Annotated in this window: 15 protein-coding genes, 2 tRNA genes and 1 pseudogene; 12 read left to right on the forward strand and 6 right to left on the reverse strand. The window is 67.3% G+C overall.

Annotated elements, in window-relative coordinates; genetic code table 11:
- Positions 1 to 106 precede the first annotated feature (106 nt).
- Positions 107 to 1,447: an ABC1 kinase family protein gene (locus tag AC0685_RS18770; RefSeq protein WP_478226688.1), complete on the reverse strand. Its 1,341-nt coding sequence runs from the start codon at positions 1,445 to 1,447 to the stop codon at positions 107 to 109.
- A gap of 77 nt (positions 1,448 to 1,524) precedes the next feature.
- Positions 1,525 to 2,559, reverse strand: a complete 1,035-nt coding sequence (locus AC0685_RS18775; RefSeq protein ID WP_478226689.1) for a hypothetical protein — start codon at positions 2,557 to 2,559, stop codon at positions 1,525 to 1,527.
- 163 nt (positions 2,560 to 2,722) lie between these two features.
- Here AC0685_RS18775 and AC0685_RS18780 point away from each other — a divergent pair, with 163 nt between their 5' ends.
- Positions 2,723 to 3,286 (forward strand): YgjP-like metallopeptidase domain-containing protein, encoded by a 564-nt coding sequence (locus AC0685_RS18780; RefSeq protein ID WP_478226906.1) that lies wholly within the window; start codon positions 2,723 to 2,725, stop codon positions 3,284 to 3,286.
- Positions 3,287 to 3,292: 6 nt separating this feature from the next.
- On the opposite strand, the gene AC0685_RS18785 is transcribed toward AC0685_RS18780, so the two are convergent.
- On the reverse strand, positions 3,293 to 4,642 hold the full coding sequence (locus AC0685_RS18785; RefSeq protein ID WP_378438212.1) for a zinc-dependent metalloprotease: 1,350 nt from the start codon (positions 4,640 to 4,642) through the stop codon (positions 3,293 to 3,295).
- 203 nt (positions 4,643 to 4,845) lie between these two features.
- On the opposite strand from AC0685_RS18785, the gene AC0685_RS18790 reads away from it, so the two are divergent.
- Positions 4,846 to 5,850 carry a YlbL family protein gene (locus AC0685_RS18790; protein WP_425342081.1) on the forward strand — a complete coding sequence of 335 codons (1,005 nt, stop codon included), beginning with the start codon at positions 4,846 to 4,848 and terminating at the stop codon, positions 5,848 to 5,850.
- A 126-nt stretch (positions 5,851 to 5,976) separates the two neighbouring features.
- Here AC0685_RS18790 and AC0685_RS18795 read toward each other — a convergent pair whose 3' ends face one another.
- Positions 5,977 to 6,525: a PPA1309 family protein gene (locus AC0685_RS18795; protein ID WP_478226690.1), complete on the reverse strand. Its 549-nt coding sequence runs from the start codon at positions 6,523 to 6,525 to the stop codon at positions 5,977 to 5,979.
- Positions 6,526 to 6,681: 156 nt separating this feature from the next.
- Between AC0685_RS18795 and AC0685_RS18800 the strand changes: the two genes are divergently transcribed.
- Both AC0685_RS18800 and AC0685_RS18805 read left to right on the forward strand, forming a co-directional pair.
- Positions 6,682 to 9,678, forward strand: a complete 2,997-nt coding sequence (locus AC0685_RS18800) for a UPF0182 family protein (protein ID WP_478226691.1) — start codon at positions 6,682 to 6,684, stop codon at positions 9,676 to 9,678.
- A gap of 67 nt (positions 9,679 to 9,745) precedes the next feature.
- Positions 9,746 to 9,819: transfer RNA gene (locus AC0685_RS18805), tRNA-Met, on the forward strand.
- Positions 9,820 to 9,985: 166 nt separating this feature from the next.
- Here the strand turns inward: AC0685_RS18805 and AC0685_RS18810 are convergent.
- Positions 9,986 to 11,437, reverse strand: coding sequence for an FAD-dependent monooxygenase (locus tag AC0685_RS18810; protein WP_478226692.1), 1,452 nt, complete (start codon positions 11,435 to 11,437; stop codon positions 9,986 to 9,988).
- A gap of 93 nt (positions 11,438 to 11,530) precedes the next feature.
- Between AC0685_RS18810 and AC0685_RS18815 the strand changes: the two genes are divergently transcribed.
- The 8 genes from AC0685_RS18815 to AC0685_RS18850 all read left to right on the forward strand — a co-directional run bounded on the left by AC0685_RS18815 (position 11,531) and on the right by AC0685_RS18850 (position 17,423).
- Entirely contained in the window at positions 11,531 to 12,124 is a 594-nt protein-coding gene (locus AC0685_RS18815; protein ID WP_478226907.1) for a TetR family transcriptional regulator, read from the forward strand.
- 83 nt (positions 12,125 to 12,207) lie between these two features.
- Positions 12,208 to 12,281, forward strand: a tRNA-Met gene (locus AC0685_RS18820).
- Positions 12,282 to 12,555: 274 nt separating this feature from the next.
- Positions 12,556 to 13,056, forward strand: a complete 501-nt coding sequence (locus AC0685_RS18825; protein ID WP_125789207.1) for a PadR family transcriptional regulator — start codon at positions 12,556 to 12,558, stop codon at positions 13,054 to 13,056.
- Between the two features lie 66 nt (positions 13,057 to 13,122).
- The gene (gene prfB, locus AC0685_RS18830; protein ID WP_219145734.1) at positions 13,123 to 14,226 is read left to right on the forward strand and encodes a peptide chain release factor 2; all 1,104 of its coding nucleotides are present in this window, start codon (positions 13,123 to 13,125) and stop codon (positions 14,224 to 14,226) included.
- Between the two features lie 135 nt (positions 14,227 to 14,361).
- Entirely contained in the window at positions 14,362 to 15,051 is a 690-nt protein-coding gene (gene ftsE, locus AC0685_RS18835) for a cell division ATP-binding protein FtsE (RefSeq protein WP_005168409.1), read from the forward strand.
- Positions 15,052 to 15,102: 51 nt separating this feature from the next.
- Complete coding sequence (gene ftsX, locus AC0685_RS18840) at positions 15,103 to 15,996, forward strand: permease-like cell division protein FtsX (protein ID WP_340684289.1); 894 nt, start codon at positions 15,103 to 15,105, stop codon at positions 15,994 to 15,996.
- A 51-nt stretch (positions 15,997 to 16,047) separates the two neighbouring features.
- Positions 16,048 to 16,530: an SsrA-binding protein SmpB gene (gene smpB / locus AC0685_RS18845; RefSeq protein WP_340684288.1), complete on the forward strand. Its 483-nt coding sequence runs from the start codon at positions 16,048 to 16,050 to the stop codon at positions 16,528 to 16,530.
- Entirely contained in the window at positions 16,527 to 17,423 is an 897-nt protein-coding gene (locus tag AC0685_RS18850) for an amidohydrolase family protein (protein ID WP_478226693.1), read from the forward strand. Before smpB ends, AC0685_RS18850 begins: the two co-directional genes overlap by 4 nt.
- Here the strand turns inward: AC0685_RS18850 and AC0685_RS18855 are convergent.
- A pseudogene (locus AC0685_RS18855) lies at positions 17,413 to 18,564 on the reverse strand (acyltransferase family protein); the annotation flags it as partial. The gene AC0685_RS18850 and the pseudogene AC0685_RS18855 sit on opposite strands and share 11 nt — an antisense overlap.
- Positions 18,565 to 18,568: the final 4 nt, after the last annotated feature.

The raw sequence follows: 18,568 nt of genomic DNA on the forward strand, positions 1-18,568 counted from the left end.
ATGGCCGCTGGGCCGACCGGGTGGAACCACTTCCGCGAACTTGTGGACAACTCGCCCGAGCAACCCCGTTTTCGGCTCAGTCGCAAAGTTCCCTGTGGATAACTTCTCAGGCCGCGAAGCCCGGCTGCCACCGTTCGACGATCGCGCGGGCGGGGATCTCGGCGTCGAGCTGACAGAGGATGCCGGTCGATCCGGCGGTCACCCGGTGGATCATCAGGTACTCGGGCGGCAGGTTGAGGGAGCGGCCGATCCGGAAATCCCGGCCGCGGGTGTCGCCGACCCTGCCCGCCTGCCGCTGCATCCAACGGCGGGTGAAGTGGAACGTGTCGCCCGCCAGCGGCTCGGTGAACGGCGCCAGGTAGGCGAGCACATCGTCGGCCCGGAGATCCGCGTCGCCCCGGATGAAGCCGGATTCCCTGAGTAGCTGCATGAGCTTCGCGGACTCACCGTCGAGCGCCAGCCTGGTCATCTCGCCGAGGTGCTGCGGGATCCCTTCGGGTAGTCGGGACACCCCGCCGAAGTCGATGACGCACAGCCTGCCGTCGGCGGTCAGCATGAAGTTGCCGGGATGCGGGTCCGAATGCAGGAGCCGGGCCCGTTCCGGCGACGAATAGTGGAACTCGGTGAGCAGGCGGCCGGCGCGGTCTCGTGTCTCCTTGTCGCCGCCGGCGATGATCTTCGACAGCGGGGTGCCGGTGGCCCACTCGGTGACGACGACCTTCGGCGCACTGGCGACCACGCGGGGGATCAGGAACCCGGGGACGCCTTCGAACGCTTTGACGAAAGCACGCTGGTTCTGTGCTTCGGCCTGGTAGTCGAGCTCTTCGTTCATCCGCTCGGCGAGTTCCGCCAGGAGCGGCTTCACTTCGGTCCCCGGCACGAACGCCTGGAACAACCTGCTGAAACGCTGGAGCTGCCGGAGGTCGCTCCGCAAGGCGTCGTCAGCTCCGGGATATTGCACTTTGACGGCGACTTCGCGGCCGTCGTGCCAGGTCGCGCGGTGGACCTGGCCGATGCTCGCGGAAGCGGCAGGCTCGTCGTCGAAGGCCGCGAACCGCTGCTGCCAGGTGCGTCCCAGCTGCTCGGCGAGGACCCGATGGGTCTGCCGGTTGGGCATGGGCGGTGCGGCGGCCTGAAGCTTCGTGAGGGCCTCGCGATAGGGCTTCGCCATCTCGTCCGGCACCGCGGCCTCGAAGACGCTCAGCGCCTGGCCGAACTTCATCGCGCCGCCCTTGAGCGTGCCGAGGACCTCGAAGAGCTGCTCCGCCGCCTTGGCGGACAGAGTCGCGTTGACCTCTTCGGCGCTTTGCCCGGTCAGCCGCCTGCCCCAGCCGCCTACCGCCCGCCCCGCTATGCCGAGCGGGATACTGGCCAGCTTCGCCGTTCGCGCGGCCCCGTTGCGGGGGATGGCGGCTTCACGGTCCTCGGCGTTGCGGGAGTCGGTCACCTTCGCGATTCTGCCTTGATTCACTGCACCCGCGCAGCCTGTTGAGGGAGTGCGTGTGGGCTACGTCGCTTGCCGTATCAACGAGCGCCGCATCCGCACGCGGTGTGCGGCGGCCAGTCGCGATGCCGGATCTTGCCGTCGAAGAAGTCGATCTCCAGCGTGGCGTTCCAAGCGGGCGGCGCCTGATCGCTCGGGGACAGAAGCCTGAGCGCCTGTGCGGCGGCGAGCGCGGCGCAGGCCTGAACGGAGCCGAGATCCGCTCGCTGCACACGGCCGACGAGCTGGCTCGCCACCCTCGGCCAGGAATCGTCGCGGCCGGCCCGGTGCAGGTCGGCGCAGCGCAGGCAGCTGCTGCGGCCGGGCACCACCAAAGGTCCCACGATGCCGACCCCGTCCCGGACGCGCACCGGTAGGTGGTTGACCCCGTCGCGGACGAGTTCGTCGACCACTTCGGGGGCAGGTACCACGGCGTCGGTGAGCAGGACGAGTTCCGGCCGTCGGTCCGAGTAGAGCCGCGTTGTCACGGTGCTCGCCCTGGTGCGGTGCACGACCTGAGCCATCGCGTCCCGGCGTGGCATCCCGATTTCGGCTTCGGTGTAGCCCGAGCCCAGGTCACCTTCGAGAACCTTGCCCGAAGCTCGGACGTCGATATGCCCGACTCCGCCGTTGGCGAGCAGGACGGCGATGGCCACCGCGAGCCTGCCGTCGCCGTGGATCGCCACCGCGGTGCGCTTGCGGCGGGCCGTCATGGCCGCCTGATGGTGGCGAGCGCGAAGCGACCAGAGCCCGGTCTCCGGTCTCGGTCTCGGATGCCGTTCGGACTGGCCCGCCTCGGTCACGAGACCTCGGGCCGTGAGGTCCGTCATCAGGTCCCGCAGCTGTTCGTCGTGTTCGCTCTGCGCGAGCACGATGTCGTCCGCGGCCTGTTTCCCGTCCAGCCCGCGGAGGGCTTCGGCCACCTCGGTGGCGACGCCGGCGATCACCACGGCGTGTGCGGGGTCGAGACCGATCTGGATCTCGCCGTTTCCCCGGTCCAGCACATCCAGCCCCGGAAGCAGGGTGGGGAAGGCGGGCAGGATGATCGATCGCAGGTCCGGTTCGCGAAGGTTCATGATCGCAGGATCGCACCCATTCGCGGTCCGTCCGCTCGGAAGAACGCGAGTTATCCACAGGTTGACCCCGTTGTGGACAACTGGAGGCTGTGACCTTTCGGCTCTCGGAGTTGTCGGTGACTGGCCTTACCGTGGTCGAGTGGTCGAAGCACGGACGCCCTCATTGAGGGGCCGGGACACGACGAATCCGTCGGACACTCCCGAACACAAGGTCGAGGTACGGCGTAGCCAACGCCGCCACCGGACCGTCACCGCGTACTGGGACGAGGACACCCTCGTCGTGCTGATCCCTGCCCGGATGACCCGGGCGGAGGAGAAGCACTGGGTTGCCGAGATGCAGCGCAAGCTGCTGCGCAAAGGCCCGCGGCAGGCCGCGCCGCCGAAGGCGTCGGACGAGGCGCTGCTGGCACGCTGCGCCGTGCTCTCGGTGAAATATCTGGACGGGAAGGCGATACCCGCGAGCGTTCGCTGGGTCCCGCCGATGAGGACGAGGTGGGCGTCCTGCACACCGGTCGACGCGACGATCAGGGTCAGTGATCGTCTGCGCCGGGTGCCGGGATGGGTGCTGGACTACGTCCTCGTGCACGAACTCGCGCACTTGAAGGAACCAGGGCACAACGCGGCGTTCTGGGAGCTCGTTCGCCGTTATCCCAAGACCGAACGCGCCATCGGCTACCTGGAGGGCCTGTCCTCCGCCGCCGGATGGGGCATCGCGGCGGAGGACTGACGTGCCTCAGTTCTCTTCTTCGTCGCCCTTGGGCTTGTTCTTCTCGCGCTCGGTCCGTTCGATCTCGGCGATCGGGTCGATGCCTTCGAGCGTCGACTCGCCATCGCCGAGGCGTTCGGAGAAGTCGAGCGGCTCGTCGAGGTCGTCGGCGGTCGGCATCAGGTCGGGGTGGGACCAGAGGCCGTCCCGCTTCTCGATGCCGTGCTGGTCGCCGACGAGCTTCCACAGCGAGGAGGCCGCCCGCATCCGCCTTGGCCGGAGCTCAAGCCCGACCAAGGTGGCGAAGGTCTGCTCGGCCGGGCCACCCGTGGCCCGGCGGCGGCGCAGCGTCTCCCGGAGCGCGTCCGCGCCCGGAAGCCGGTCGCCGATGGCCTCGGCGACCACGACGTCGACCCAGCCTTCGACCAGCGCGAGCAGGGTTTCCAGGCGGTTCAGCGCCGCCTTCTGCTCGGGCGAGGTCTGCGGCTCGAGCAGGCCGGAGGACATGGCCTCTTCGATGCTGGCCGGGTTCGACGGGTCGATCTGGCCGGCGAGCTGCTCCAGCGCCGACGTGTCGACGGAGATACCGCTCGCGAACTCCTCGACGGTGGCCAGAAGTCGCTGCCGCAGCCAAGGGACGTGGGCGAACAGCCGCTGGTGGGCGGCCTCGCGTGCGGCGATGAAGACCAGCACCTCACTGGTCGGCAGCTCCAGGCCCTCGGTGAACTTCTCGATGTTCGCCGGCAGCAGCGCGGAGGTGGCCGCGGGGCCGAGCGGGAGACCGACCTCGGTGGAGGTGAGCACTTCGGAAGCCAACTGAGCCAGAGCGTTGCCGAGCTGGGAGCCGAAGGCCATTCCACCCATCTGCCCCATCATCGAGAGGAGTGGACCGGCGGCCTGCTTGGCCTCCTCGGGCAGGGCCTGGACCCACGCGCCCGAGACCTGCTGGGCGACGGGGTCGCAGAGGCGCTGCCACGTGGGCAGGGTCTTCTCGACCCAGGTACGCGCGGACCAAGCGACGGTGGTCGTGGCTCCGGCGGGCAGGATCGTCGCGGCGTCGAGCCACAGCTCCGCCAGGTGGGCGGCGTCGCGGACGGCCGTACTCGAGTCGCCACCGCTGGATGACGAAAAGCCGAGTTGGACGTCGGCGCTTCCGCTGCTGCTGAGGTTCTGCAACGCGATCTGTTTCGCCAGGTCATAGTTGACCGGCCCGGTCGAGCTGCCGGCCTGGCTGAGCATCTGGCCCAGCTGGCTGAGCATCTGACCGAGCTGATTGAAGGCCTCGGCGCCGGAGGGCTGGCCGCCGGAATCCGACGGCTCGTTCTCGCCTCGTTTGTCGGGATCGGGCGGTCCGAAGCCGAACGGGGGTTTGCTCATGGCACCACCGTACGCGGGTCCCGGGATTCACAGCTCGTCAAGTGGAGTGATGAGCGTGGCCTTCACCGAGAAGCGAACACCGTCACCGTACGCTGTCACGCGTGACAGAGCCCTCGGAGGAGACCACAGGAGCGCGGAGCCGTGCGGGCTCCGCGGGTGACCAGGACCGCTCCGAACGGCGGCTGACCCGGCGCGGCTGGACGCTGCTGGTCAGCGGTGCGCTGTTCGTCGCCTTCGCGCTGGTCGGGTTCTTCATCCCGGTGCCGTATGTGGCGATCAGCCCCGGGCCGACCTACGACACCCTCGGCAAGGACGCGGCCGGCCAGTCCGTGATCCAGGTCAACGGGCACGAGGTCTTCCAGACTTCCGGTGAGCTGCGGATGACGACGGTCTCCCTGCGTGATGGCGGCATCACGCTGTTCAACGCGCTCGGGCTCTGGGCCAGCGGCCGGTACGCGCTGGCGCCGCGCGAGGAATATTTCAAGCCGGGCGAAACCAACGAGCAGGTCCGGCAGGAGAACATCCAGCAGCTGCAGGACTCGCAGACCGCTGCCCAGGTCGCCGCGCTGCGCCGCAAGTTCCCGGTGAAGGTGCTCGCGAAGACGATCGTCTCCGGCAGTCCCGCGGACAAGGTGCTCGCCCCCGGCGACCGGCTTCTGGTGGTCAACGGGAAGACGGTCACGGAGGCGACCGAGGTGCGGGCCGCCCTGAATGGGACGAAGCCCGGGCAGACCGTCCAGATCACCTTCAAATCCGACGGCCAGGCCGAACGCACCGTGCCGCTCACGCTCGCGCAGCGGCCCGATGGGCCGGAAGGCTTCATGGGCCTGACCGCGGTGGACCGTGCCGACGTTCCCTTCGACGTGAAGATCTCGCTGCAGGATGTCGGCGGCCCGTCGGCGGGCCTGATGTTCGCGCTCGCGATCGTCGACAAGATGGAGCCCGGCGACCTCGCCGGTGGCAGGCATATCGCCGGGACGGGCGAGATCTCCGAGAAGGGCGTCGTCGGCGCGATCGGCGGCATCTCGTTCAAGGTGGTCGGCGCTCGCGAGGCCGGCGCCACCGATTTCCTCGTGCCCGCGCACAACTGCGCCGAGGCGAAGACCGCCGCGCCCGAGGGCCTGAACCTGATCAAGGTGTCCACGCTGGACGAGGCGATCGCGCAGCTCGAGAACCTCAAGGCGGGTAGGCCGACCGCCTCCTGCTGACCGCCGGGGGAGCAAGGGACCTTTGCTACCACCTCGCGGTTCTGCCTGAAGAGGGCAAGGGACCTTCGCTATCGGCCGCGACCCGCGGCAGGTGGTAGCAAAGGTCCCTTGCTCTCTTTTCTCAGGTCAGGGCAGCAGGGTGGCTTTCAGTGCTTCGAGCAGGTTGGGCGCCAGCTCCGGGTTTTCGATGATCTCGTCGACAGGGACGTCACCGGGTTCGAAGGGCTGCCCGGCACCGCGAAGCCGCATGACGCACGCTCCGGCACCATCCCGCAGCACAGCCGCGACGAGGCGGGCTTCGGTCCGGCGGGGGTGGTCGGCGGCCGCTTGACGCAGGCGTTCGGCATCGGTCTCGGGCACGACGGGAAGCTCGGCTTCGGCGTCCGGCGGCAGCACGATGATCTCCTGCGCGAGCGCGCAGCCCAGCACCAGATCGGGCCACGCGATCTGCGCCAGCGCTTCACCCAGGTCACCGTCGGGCAGAGCCTCCTGCGCGACGGGCGTCAGCGGGGCCGACGGGTCGAGCTGCCCGGCCAGTTCGGGTTGTTCGTCCAGCAGCGCCGCGGTCGGGACCAGCGCGAACAACTGCGGGGGCTGGTCCCATCCTCCCGAAGCGACGAACTCCTCGACTTCGCGGGCCAGGCCGGCCACGCCCTGCTGCTCACTCGGTGCCATTGGCACATCGTTCCAGGCGACCGGGACGGTGGCCTTCCGAGTCCGGTTTGGGCGGGTTCCGGGAACTTCCGACGGCATCCGTAGAGTTAGAGCATCAGGGGCCGCACGCGGTACGCGCGTCCCCGCGAAAAGTTCACCAAACCAGGAGCGTGTGCAGTGGCCACTCGGCCCCCCGTGAGCCTGCCGAAGCTGTCCCGGCGCAGCCGGATCCTGCTCATCATTGCCGCCGTCGTCATTCTGGCGCTGCTGCTGGGCGCGAGACTGCTGGACACCTACGTCGACTGGTTGTGGTTCGGCGAGGTTGGTGCCCGCACGGTGTTCAGCACAGTGTTGATCACCCGTGTGGTCTTGTTCTTCGCCGTAGGGCTCCTGGTGGGAGGCTCGCTGGCGATCAGTTTGATGATCGCGTACCGGTCGAGGCCCGTCTTCGTGCCGATTTCCGGCAACGACGATCCGCTCGCGCGCTATCGATCGGCGATCGTCGGCCGGATCCGCCTGTTCGGCATCGGCATCCCGGTGCTCACCGGGCTCATCGCCGGCGCGTCCGCGCAGAGCGACTGGCAGGTCGTGCAGCTGTTCCTGAACGGCACGCCATTCGGTCAGACCGATCCCGAATTCGGCAATGACGTCGGCTTCTACGCCTTCGACCTGCCGTTCTACAACTGGCTCCTGGGCTGGCTGTTCATCTCGGTCGTCATCGCGTTCTTCGGGGCGCTGATCTCGCACTACATCTTCGGCGGCATCCGGCTCGCGGGTAAGGGCGGCCAGCTCGCCGGCCCGACCCGTGCCCAGCTCGCCATCACCATCGGCATCTTCGTGCTGCTGAAGGCGGTCGAATACTTCTTCGATCGCTACAACCTGCTGCTCTCCGACAGGGGGGCGCCGCTCTTCATCGGCGCGACCTACACCGACCTGAACGCGGTTCTGCCCGCGAAGCTGATCCTTCTGTGCATCTCGGTGATCTGTGCCGTCGCGTTCTTCGCCGGCGCGTTCCTGCGCAACCTGCAGCTGCCCGCGATCGCGCTGGTGCTGCTGATCCTGTCGAACGTGCTCGTCGGCGTCGCGTGGCCCGCCGTGCTCGACCAGTTCTCGGTGCGTCCCAACGCGAACGAGAAGGAGGCCGCGTCGATCCAGCGCAACATGGACGCGACCCGCCAGGCGTTCGGGCTGACCAACGTCGAGTACAAGGACTACACCGGCAAGTCCGAGGCGACCTCCGCGGAGATCAAGGCGGACAAGGGGACCGTCCCGAACATCCGGCTCCTCGACCCGAACGTCCTCAGCGACACGTTCACCCAGCGCGTCGGTCGTGAGAACTTCTACGGCTTCCCGTCCAAGCTGGACATCGACCGTTACACCCTCAATGGGGTCACGCAGGACTACATCGTCGCGGCCAAGGAGATCAAGACCGAAGGTCTGACCGGCAACCAGACGAACTGGATCAACAAGCACCTCGTCTACACACACGGAAACGGTTTCGTCGCGGCGCCGGCCAACACGATCGACCGTGCGCTGAAGGACGCCAACTCCGACGGTGGTTACCCGATCGCCACCACCAGCGACACCCAGAACCCGGCGGGCGCCGGGGCGACCGACCCGAGCAAGCCGGGCATCAAGGTGGACGAGCCCCGTATCTACTACGGCGAGCTCGCGACCGATGCCGCGTACGCGATCGTTGGCGGCAAGGCGGGGCAGGCGCCGGGCGAGTACGACACCGCCGTCGACCGTGCCTACATCTACAAGGGTTCCGGCGGCGTGCCGATCGACAACTGGTTCAACCGCCTCGTTTTCGCCGCCGAGTACGGAGAGCGCAACATTCTCTTCTCCGATGCCATCGGTGACGGATCCAAGATCATGTTCAACCGCGAACCGCGGGATCGGGTCGCCAAGATCGCGCCGTGGCTGACCCTCGACGGTGACCCGTATCCGGCGGTCGTCGACGGCAAGATCAAGTGGATCGTCGACGGCTACACGACGATGAACAACTTCCCGTACGCCCAGCAGACCCAGCTCGGCCAGGCGACCAACGACTCGCTCAGCGGCACCACCCGCCAGGCGAACTCCTCGATCAACTACATCCGCAACTCGGTCAAGGCCACCGTCGACGCGTTCGACGGCACCGTGACCCTGTACGGGGTCGAGGACAACGAGCCGGTGCTCAACGCCTGGAAGCAGGTCTTCCCGGGCCTGGTCAAGCCGAGCAGTGAGATCTCGCCGGACTTGCGGTCGCACTTCCGCTACCCCGAAGACCTCTTCAAGGTGCAGCGGGAGCTCCTGTCGAAGTACCACGTGAACAACCCCGCGGAGTTCTACGCTCAGCAGGCCTTCTGGAGCGTTCCGCAGGACCCGACGCAGGAAGGCGGCGTGAACGCGTCCGCCTCCGGGATCGCCAACCAGCCCGGCTACTACGTCCTGGCCACCGCGCCGGGCGACACCAAGTCTCGGTTCCAGCTCACCAGTTCGCTGACCGGTCTCCAACGGCAGTACCTCGCGGCCTGGATGTCGGTGTCCTCGGATCCCGAGGACTACGGGAAGATGCGCGTCCTGAGACTGCCGACAGGCGCCAGCGGATCGACACAGGTGGACGGTCCCGTCCAGGTCCAGAACAGATTCCAAAGTGACCCACGGGTCGCACAGGACCGGACGCTGTTCAACAACCCGAACGTCACTGTCACCTACGGAAACCTGATCACGCTGCCCGTCGCCAACGGCTTCCTCTACGTGGAACCGGTCTACATCCGGCAACGGAATCAGCTGAGCTATCCGCAGCTGGCCCGTGTCCTGGTCTCCTACGGCACCAAGATCGGTTTCGCGCCGACGCTCAACGAGGCCCTGGACCAGGTCTTCGGCGCGGGCACGGGTTCCGGGGTCACACCGCCGCAGACCGGTGGCACCCCTGGACCCACGACTCCTCCGCCGCCGGGGACGACGACGCCGCAGCCGCCCGCCGGCGGTAACCCGGCGCTGGACAAGGCCTCCGGCGACATGCACGACGCCTGGGTCAAGTTCCGCGCCGCCCAGCAATCCGGGAACTACGCAGACCAGGGTGCCGCCCTGGCCGCGCTCGAAGCGGCCTCCAAGGCCTACGAGTCGGCCAAGGCGAACCCGCCGGCGTCCGGTGCGCCCCCGACCTCCGGTCAGCCTGGAGGGTGACGTCGCTTACCTAAAGGGCACCTGCTTTGCGCCTGCTCGAAACGCAGGCGTAAGGTAGGTGTCACGACGCGGGGTGGAGCAGCTCGGTAGCTCGCTGGGCTCATAACCCAGAGGTCGCAGGTTCAAATCCTGTCCCCGCTACAGAGGTTGGAGGCCCGTGTCTGCGGATTGCGCAGACCGGGCCTCCTTCGCATTTGTCCCGGGGGTCGAACCCCCGGACCCCCGCCAGGAGGGCTCCGCCCCCTGGACCCCCGGGTGTCGGTCGAGTGGGTGCCCTAGGTACCGCGGGGAGAGCAAGGGACCTTTGCTACCGCGTAGGGGCGACCCAGCAGGCGTAGCCATCGGGCCGGTACAGGACGGCTTCCACGGACGGCCACGGCAGCGCTGTGACCAGCTGGGTGGTCAGACGTGGCGACTGGGCGTGGGCCCGGGCGGCATCGACGTGGGCCTGAGTGGTCGTCAGGAGCACGAAGCCGCCGTCGCGGAAGAGCGTGCTGGGACGCAGCGGGCCGGCCTCCGTGGCGACGTCCTGGTCGGTGAGCCGCGAGCCGAGCGCGGGATGCGACGTCCCGTGCGTCGTGTAGCGGATCCCGAGGCCGGAAACCATGCCCGACAGATACCGGCTCACCTCGGGCAGCGAGGTCAGGTCGGCGAAAAGGTCGCGAAGGGCGCGCGACTCGTGAGATCGCGGAGTCAGCCCCAGCTGAGCGGCGACGTTGTGCAGCACTTGCGCGCCGACAGGGTGCCGCTCGGCCTCGTAGGTGTCGAGCAGGTCGTCACCGGCCCATCCGCGTACTGTCGCGGCGAGCTTCCAGCCCAGGTTCATGGCGTCCTGCACGCCCAGGTTCAGCCCCTGGCCCCCTGCCGGGAAATGGATGTGCGCGGCATCGCCCGCCAGCAGTACCCGCCCGACGCGGTAGTGCTCCGCCTGCCGTGCCGCGTCGGAGAACTGTGACGCCCAGCGGATTTCCGACACCGTCGCCGTCTCACCGTACGAGTCGAGCAAGGCCTGCCGGACCTCGTCGTGGGAGATGGCGGACCGGATGTCCTTGGGTCGCGAGGCCCTGTCGCCGTACACGAAGCGGTAGAGGCCCGGTTCTCCCAGCGGAATCAGGCCTTTGAACGTGGTCGCACCGGTCGGCTCGCCGACGTTCCGCATCGTTCGCCACTGTTTTTGCGCACCGGCGGGGATTTTGTCGAACAGGACGTCCGCGACCACCCCGAAACCTTCACCGTCCACACCGGGAAAGTCCACGTCGAGTCCTTTGCGTACAACGCTTCGAGCGCCGTCGCAGCCGACGAGGAACTTCGCGTGCAGCCGGTTCTCGCCAGTGTCTGTTCGGTACCGAACAGAGACAAAGTCCTTGTCCTGCACGAAATCGATTACTTCGGCGCCCCTGCTCACCTTCGTTCCTTGTGCGGCAAGCCGTTCCTCCAGGTACGCCTCGACCTGTGCCTGCGGAATCCCCAGCTGGAAAGGGAATCGAGTGCCCCAGCCGTCGTAGCCGATGGGGATCATCGCGAAATGCCCGTCCTGCACCGTCGCGAACGAACGCTCCTCGGCGCCATTCAGAAGTCCGCGCAGCTCCAGCATTTCCGCGGTCCTCGGCTGCAGGTTCAGTGCCTTCGACAGTCCTGTGCGTACGTGATGCCGTTCCAGGACCACGACATCGACGCCGGCGAGCGCGAGTTCGTGGGCCAGCATCAGCCCGGCCGGCCCCGCTCCGGCCACGATCACGTCCGTCCCCAGGTTGTTCATGCCACTCCTTAACGACGTTAAATTGACCTGTGGTCAGCGTGCCCTTAACATCGTTAAATTGTCAAGGCGCTTCCGCTGGAATGAGGGATGAAAGTGGGTCTGACCAGGCAGGACATCGTCCGTGCCGGGCTTCGGCTGCTCAATGACGTCGGGCTCAACGGGCTGACGCTCCGCCTGATCGCGCAGGAACTCGGCGTCAAGGCGCCCGCGCTGTACTGGCATGTGAAGAACAAGCAGGAGCTGCTCGACGAGATGGCGACGCGGATGTACGCGGACGCGATGCCGGGCCGCGTTCCCGAAGGGACAGGGGAGCGCGAGACTCTCGAGCTGGCGTCACGGGCTTTGCGCCGGATGATGCTCGCTTACCGTGACGGGGCGAAGGTGTTCGCAGGGACTTTCATGACCGACGACAGCCTTCTCGGTGACAATCCGTTTCAAGGGCGTGTCGACGCGGGGCTCGAACCGTACCTGGCCGGACGAGCGTTGTTCACCGTCTACAGCTACGTAGTCGGTTTCACCATCGAAGAGCAGGCCGTTTACCCGGTTCCGGGCGAACGGGACCCGCGCTATGACGCCACGCCCACGGCCTGGGTGTTCGATGAGGACGTCGAGGGCAGGTTCGCCGACGGGCTGACCATGGTGCTCAACGGCGTCTTCGGCTGGCTGGATGACAAAGTCTTGCCATAACGGCTGGTCAAAGGCGCTTCGGGAAGTTAGGGGTACCCGCCTGAAAGTCGGTTTCGCCCCCATGTAATCTATTGACACAACGACGCGGGGTGGAGCAGCTCGGTAGCTCGCTGGGCTCATAACCCAGAGGTCGCAGGTTCAAATCCTGTCCCCGCTACAGATGAAGAAGAGGCGCGGGTCTGCGGAAATCGCAGACCCGCGCCTCCTTTTTTCCTGTTTCGTATCGAGCGCGCCCTCCGGGGCGATCACTTCCGTCGTTGGTCCGTGGGGCGGGTACCGCTGTCCGTGGCGGAGGCCGGTTGCGTAGCGTGTTCGGTCCATTGTGGACAGGCGTAGTGCGTTGGGCCGAATGAGCGCATATCACTAGCCACAATGGACAGATGTGTTGACCACAGTGGACACAGGTTCCGAAAAGTGGGACCGTAGAGGACGTGTCCGAATTGAATGCAACAGCCGCCGCACTGCTCGGTCTTCTCCACGACGGTCCCGCCACGGGCGGGCAACTGGTCGCGGGGGCGGGTGAGCGTTTCGGCGCCTTCTTCAGCGTGACCCGCAGCCAGGTGTACCGGGAGCTCCCCGCCTTGTCGAAGGAGGGCCTCGTCCGCCTCGGCAAGCAGGGCCCGCGGTCGAGCCAGCAGTACCTCATCACCGCGGCGGGCAAGAAGGCGTTCAAGACGTGGCTGACCTCCGAAGCCGGTCCTGACCACCTCCGCAGCCCGCTGATCCTGCGTCTCGTGCACGCCGGTTCGCTGACGGTCAAGCAGCGCTCGGCCCTGCTCGAGTCGGCCCGCGCGAGCTACACCCAGCAGCTCGACGAGGCCAAGGTCGCCACCAAGGCCGCCGACGGCCCGTACGCCAAGGCCGTCGCCGAGTTCGCGCAGGCGCAGGCGAAAGCCGCGCTGAAACTGCTGGATTCCATCCCCCAGTCCTGACCCGGACAGGTGCCCACGGCCGGTTCCCCGCAACCGGTCGTGGGTTTTGCCGTAACCTTGGCCGACGTGAGTGATGAGTTCGATGCGGCACTGAAGGACCTGGCCGGCAAGCTGACGCAGATCGAGTCGGTGATGGACCTGGATGCGCTGCGTGCCCAGGTGGCCGAGCTGGAGGAACAGGCATCCAGCCCGAACCTCTGGGACGACCCCGAAGCGGCGCAGAAGGTCACCAGCCAGTTGTCCCACCGGCAGAGTGAGCTGCGACGCATTTCCGAGCTGCGGCAGCGGCTCGACGACCTGGGCGTCCTCTATGAACTGGCCGAGGCCGAGGGCGACTCCGCCAGCGTGGCCGAGTCCGAGTCCGAGCTCACGGCGCTCACCAAGGACATCGACGGGCTCGAGGTCCGCACCCTGCTGTCGGGTGAATACGACCCGCGCAACGCCGTGGTCACCATCCGGTCCGAAGCGGGCGGCGTCGACGCGGCAGACTGGGCCGAGATGCTGCTCCGGATGTACCTGCGGTGGGCCGAGCGCCACAACTACCCGACGGACGTCTACGACATCTCCTACGCCGAGGAAGCGGGCATCAAGTCCGCCACCTTCAAGGTGACCGCGCCCTACGTCTACGGCACGCTCTCGGTCGAGCAGGGCACGCACCGGCTGGTGCGCATCTCGCCGTTCGACAACCAGAGCCGCCGCCAGACCTCCTTCGCGCACGTCGAGGTGATGCCCGAGGTCGAGGAGGTCGACCACGTCGACATCCCCGAGAAGGACATCCGCGTCGACGTGTACCGCTCGTCCGGTCCCGGTGGGCAGAGCGTGAACACGACGGACTCGGCGGTGCGGATCACACACATCCCGACCGGCGTGGTCGTTTCGTGCCAGAACGAAAAGTCGCAGCTGCAGAACAAGGCGGCCGCGATGAAGGTCCTCCAGGCGCGGCTGCTGCAGCGGAAGAAGGAGGAGGAGCGCGCCGAGATGGACGCGCTCAAGGACGGCGGCTCCAGCTGGGGCAACCAGATGCGCTCCTACGTGCTGCACCCGTACCAGATGGTCAAGGACCTGCGGACCGAGTTCGAGGTCGGCAACCCGTCGTCCGTGCTCGACGGCGAGATCGACGGCTTCCTGGAGGCCGGCATCCGCTGGCGCAAGCAGTCCGGAGCCGCGTAACAACCCTGCGTGAGAGAGCAAGGGACCTTTGCTGTCACTTTCCGGAAGAGAGTGAGAGCAAAGGTCCCTTGCTCGCTTGGCCGCCGGGACCGGGCTACCCGGGCTTAACGATGGGCATGGGTAGTATGCCGAACCGTGATCCGGCTCGAAGAGGTTTCCAAGGTCTACAAGACCTCGACCCGTCCCGCCCTCGAAAGGGTGTCGGTCGAGATCGACAAAGGCGAGTTCGTCTTCCTGATCGGTCCCTCGGGATCCGGGAAGTCGACCTTCCTGCGTCTCCTGCTGCGCGAAGAGGTGCCGAGCAAGGGTCGCGTCATGGTCTCCAACTTCGACGTCGCCAAGCTCGCCCGTCGCCGGGTGCCGCGGCTGCGGCAGACCATCGGCTGCGTCTTCCAGGACTTCCGTCTGCTGTCGAACAAGACCGTCGCCGAGAACGTCGCCTTCGCGCTCGAAGTCATCGGCAAGCCGCGGCCCACGATCCGCAAGGTCGTGCCCGAGGTGCTCGAACTCGTCGGCCTCGACGGCAAGGCCGACCGTCTCCCCAACGAACTCTCCGGTGGTGAGCAGCAGCGCGTCGCGATCGCCCGCGCCTTCGTGAACCGCCCGCTCGTGCTGCTCGCCGACGAGCCGACCGGGAACCTGGACCCCGACACCAGCCAGGACATCATGTTGCTGCTGGAGCGGATCAACCGCACCGGCACGACGGTGCTGATGGCCACCCACGACCATTCGATCGTGGACTCGATGCGGCGAAGGGTCGTCGAGCTCCAGCTCGGCAAGGTCATCCGTGACGACGCCCGAGGCGTCTACGGCATCGGCCGCTGACCGGCCCCGCCCTCCTCCGTAACCCACGACTTCCAAGGGACATCAACCCCGATGCGCGCCAGTTTCGTCTTCAGCGAGGTAGTCACCGGCTTGCGCCGGAACGTCACGATGACCATCGCGATGATCCTCACCACCGCGGTCTCCCTCGCCATGCTCGGCTTCGGTCTGCTGGCCGTCGGCACGATCGACAAGATGAAGGCCAACTTCCTCGCCGACGTCGAGGTTTCGGTCTATCTGGTCAACGACATCAGCGCGGGTGACCCGAACTGCTCGCAGTCCGCCTGCCAGTCGCTGCGGCAGGAGCTTCAGGGCAACGAAGGCGTCGAGTCGGTCGTCTTCGAGAACCGCGAGCAGTCCTACGAGCGGTTCAAGAAGATGTTCGAGAGCCAGCCGGAACTGCTCGCGCTGACCGGGCCGGAGGCGCTGCCCGCGTCGCTCCACGTCAAGCTGAAGAACCCCGAGCGCAGCCAGGCGATCATCCAGGAGTACACCGGCAAACCGGGCGTCAGCAAGGTCGACGACCAGCAGAAGGCACTGGACCGCGTGTTCAACGCGCTCAACGGTGTGCGGAACCTGGCCTTCGGCGCCGCGCTGATCATGGCCATCGCCGCGCTGCTGCTGATCGCCAACACGATCCAGGTGTCGGCGTTCACCCGGCGCACCGAGGTCGGCATCATGCGGCTGGTCGGCGCGACCCGCTGGTACACGCAGCTGCCGTTCCTCCTGGAGGCGGTGGTCGCCGGCCTGGTCGGTGCGATCATCGGCATCGTCTTCCTCGTGCTCACCAAGGTGCTGTTGCTCGACTTGGTGCTCACGGGAGACGTGTTCCCCGCGGTCGGCATGCTCGAGTTGCTGTTCCCGGTGGCGCCGATCCTGCTCGCCGTCTCGATCGTCATTTCGGCGATCACCGGTTACGTGACGCTGCGCCTGTACGTGCGCCACTAGCCGCCCGATAACCACCTGCCCGAACACAGAAACTCACGTAGAGTCGCCGCTATGCCCAAGGAACGTGGACACAAGGTGATCGTGTCGAACCGCAAGGCTCGCCACGATTACTCCATCCTCGACACCTACGAAGCCGGTCTCGTGCTCGTCGGTACCGAGGTGAAGAGCCTGCGTGAAGGACGGGCATCACTGGCCGACGCGTTCGCCACGGTGGACGACGGCGAGGTCTGGCTCCGCAACGTGCACATCCCGGAGTACGTGCAGGGCACGTGGACGAACCACACGCCGCGGCGCACCCGGAAACTGCTGCTGCACCGCCAGGAGATCGAGAAGCTCATCGGCAAGACCAAGGAGAGCGGCCTTTCGCTCGTCCCGCTGTCGATGTACTTCAAGGACGGCAAGGTCAAGGTCGAGATCGCGCTGGCGAAGGGCAAGAAGTCCTACGACAAGCGGCAGGACATCGCCAAGCGCGACGCGCAGCGCACCATCAGCCGGGCCATGGGCCGGGCGCTCAAGGGCCGGTACAACGATTGATCCACGGGCCCGCTTCGGACGCCGAGATCCCCGGCTGGATCTCGGCGCTCGGCATCGACGGGCTCGTGGATCTGCACCTGCACTTCCTGCCGAAGCAGGTCATGGACAAGGTGTGGGCCTACTTCGACCAGTCCGAAGAGCACTACGGCATGGCCTGGCCCGTGCACTACCGCACGCCGGAAGAAGCACGGATCGAAACCCTGCGCTCGTTCGGTGTGCGCAGGTTCGCGCCGCTGGTCTATCCGCACAAGCCGGGAATGGCCGAATGGCTGACGTCGTGGGCGTTGGAATTCGCGGAACGCGTCCCCGAGGCGGTGCCGACCGGCACCTTCTACCCGGAGCCGTCCGCGCTGTCCGTTGTGGACGGTGCGTTGCGCGCGGGCGCCCGCTGTTTCAAGGCGCACGTCCAGGTCGGCGCCTACGATCCGCGTGACGAGCTGCTGGACGGCGTCTGGGGCGCGCTGGCGGACGCGGGTGTCCCGGTGGTCGTCCACTGTGGACACGGTCCGTTGAAGGGCGCCTACACCGGGCTACGGCTGTTCGAGGAGATCCTGGTCCGGCATCCCGGTCTGACACTGGTGCTCGCGCACGCCGGCATGCCGGAGATCGACTTCGCGTTCGAGCTGGCCAGGAGATATCCGCGCGTGTACCTCGACACCACGATGGTCGGGGTGGAGTTCACCTCGCGCGGCAACCCGCTCCCGCCGGACTGGACGGACCTGCTGGCCGAATTCCCCGACCGCGTCGTGCTCGGCACCGACTTCCCCAACATCCCGTACTCGTACGCCACACAGCTGCAGGCGATCGCCGGCTGGGCCGCCGACGATCGCCTGGGTGAGCCGTTCCTGCGGGCGGTGCTGCACGACACCCCCGCGAAACTGCTCAGCGTTTGAGCTGGGCCACCTCGGTGACCGAAACGGCGCGGCCGAGCAACCGCGTCCCCAGCTCCGAAACCTGGATCTGCTTGCCCGCCAGGAGGAATCCGCCCGTCGCCAGCGCCACCCACGGCGCCGGACCCTGGGCGAGACCGTCGCTCAGCGGGGCGAAACCGTGCGCGGCGAGGCCGAGCAGGCCGCCCGCGATCGCCAGTCCGGCCACCACGAGCTGAGGCGTGTGGGCGGTCGACGCGGGGCCGGAACCCTGCGTTTCGAAGCGGGCGAACATCCGCAGCAGACCGAGGAGCACCAGCCCGCAGGCGCCGAGCCACGCGGGGAGCATCGTCAGCCACAGGACGGAACCCGGTTCGGGGGTTTCGTAACCGAGACCGTAGACCGCGACACCGGAGACGACGATCAGCGCCGGCATGTGCCACAGGTAGACGCTCATGAACCGCGGGCCGATCCACTTCAGCGCGGCGTCGAGACCCGGCCGGGTGGCCATGGCGTTCAGCTGCGGTTTGAAGGCCAGCAGGAGCCCGATCTGGCCGATCGCGAGGAAGGCCAGCAGCACGGTCGGCGGGCTCATGTTCGACACCGGGGCGCCCGGCATGCCGATCATGCTCGCGGGATACGGGCCGAAGGCGACCATCAGCGCGGTGATACCGAAGCCGGTGCCCGCCATGCCCAGCGCGGTGTTGCGGCTCAGCGAACCGAGACGGCCTTGCGTGTAGTGGAAACCGAGCTGGTGCACGGCCATCCAGACGAAGATCGCGTTCGCGAAACCGATCAGGCCGAGGTCGTTGAAGCGGGCGACGTCGACGAGGACGGCGGCGGCGAGCATCACGAGCGGGACCTTGAGGCCCCAGCGCCGGTGCGCGGCGGTCATCAGCGGGGTGAGCAGCACGGTGAGCACGTACACGGCCAGGAACCACAGCAGCTGCGCGGCGATCGCTCCGCCGACCTGCAGCGGCTGCTCCGGTATGCCCATCCCGCGCAGAATGTCCGGGACGAACAGCCAGACGGCCACCAGCGGCAGTACCGGGATCATCAGGCGCTTGAGGCGGGCCGCGAGCCAGGAACGGGAACTTTCCGCGCGGTTCAACGAGATCAGGTTCGCCGCGCCGCCGGCGAAGAAGACGAGCGGCATGACCTGGGACGTA

Source organism: Amycolatopsis sp. NPDC043889 (genome assembly GCF_056435645.1).

Bases quoted from the DNA above. Each gene is read 5' to 3' on its own strand.
- AC0685_RS18775 (WP_478226689.1), bottom strand. From the start codon at position 2,559: ATGAACCTTCGCGAACCGGACCTGCGATCGATCATCCTGCCCGCCTTC.
- AC0685_RS18785 (WP_378438212.1), bottom strand. From the start codon at position 4,642: ATGAGCAAACCCCCGTTCGGCTTCGGACCGCCCGATCCCGACAAACGA.
- AC0685_RS18795 (WP_478226690.1), bottom strand. From the start codon at position 6,525: ATGGCACCGAGTGAGCAGCAGGGCGTGGCCGGCCTGGCCCGCGAAGTC.
- AC0685_RS18810 (WP_478226692.1), bottom strand. From the start codon at position 11,437: ATGAACAACCTGGGGACGGACGTGATCGTGGCCGGAGCGGGGCCGGCC.
- ftsX (WP_340684289.1), top strand. From the start codon at position 15,103: ATGCGCGCCAGTTTCGTCTTCAGCGAGGTAGTCACCGGCTTGCGCCGG.
- smpB (WP_340684288.1), top strand. From the start codon at position 16,048: ATGCCCAAGGAACGTGGACACAAGGTGATCGTGTCGAACCGCAAGGCT.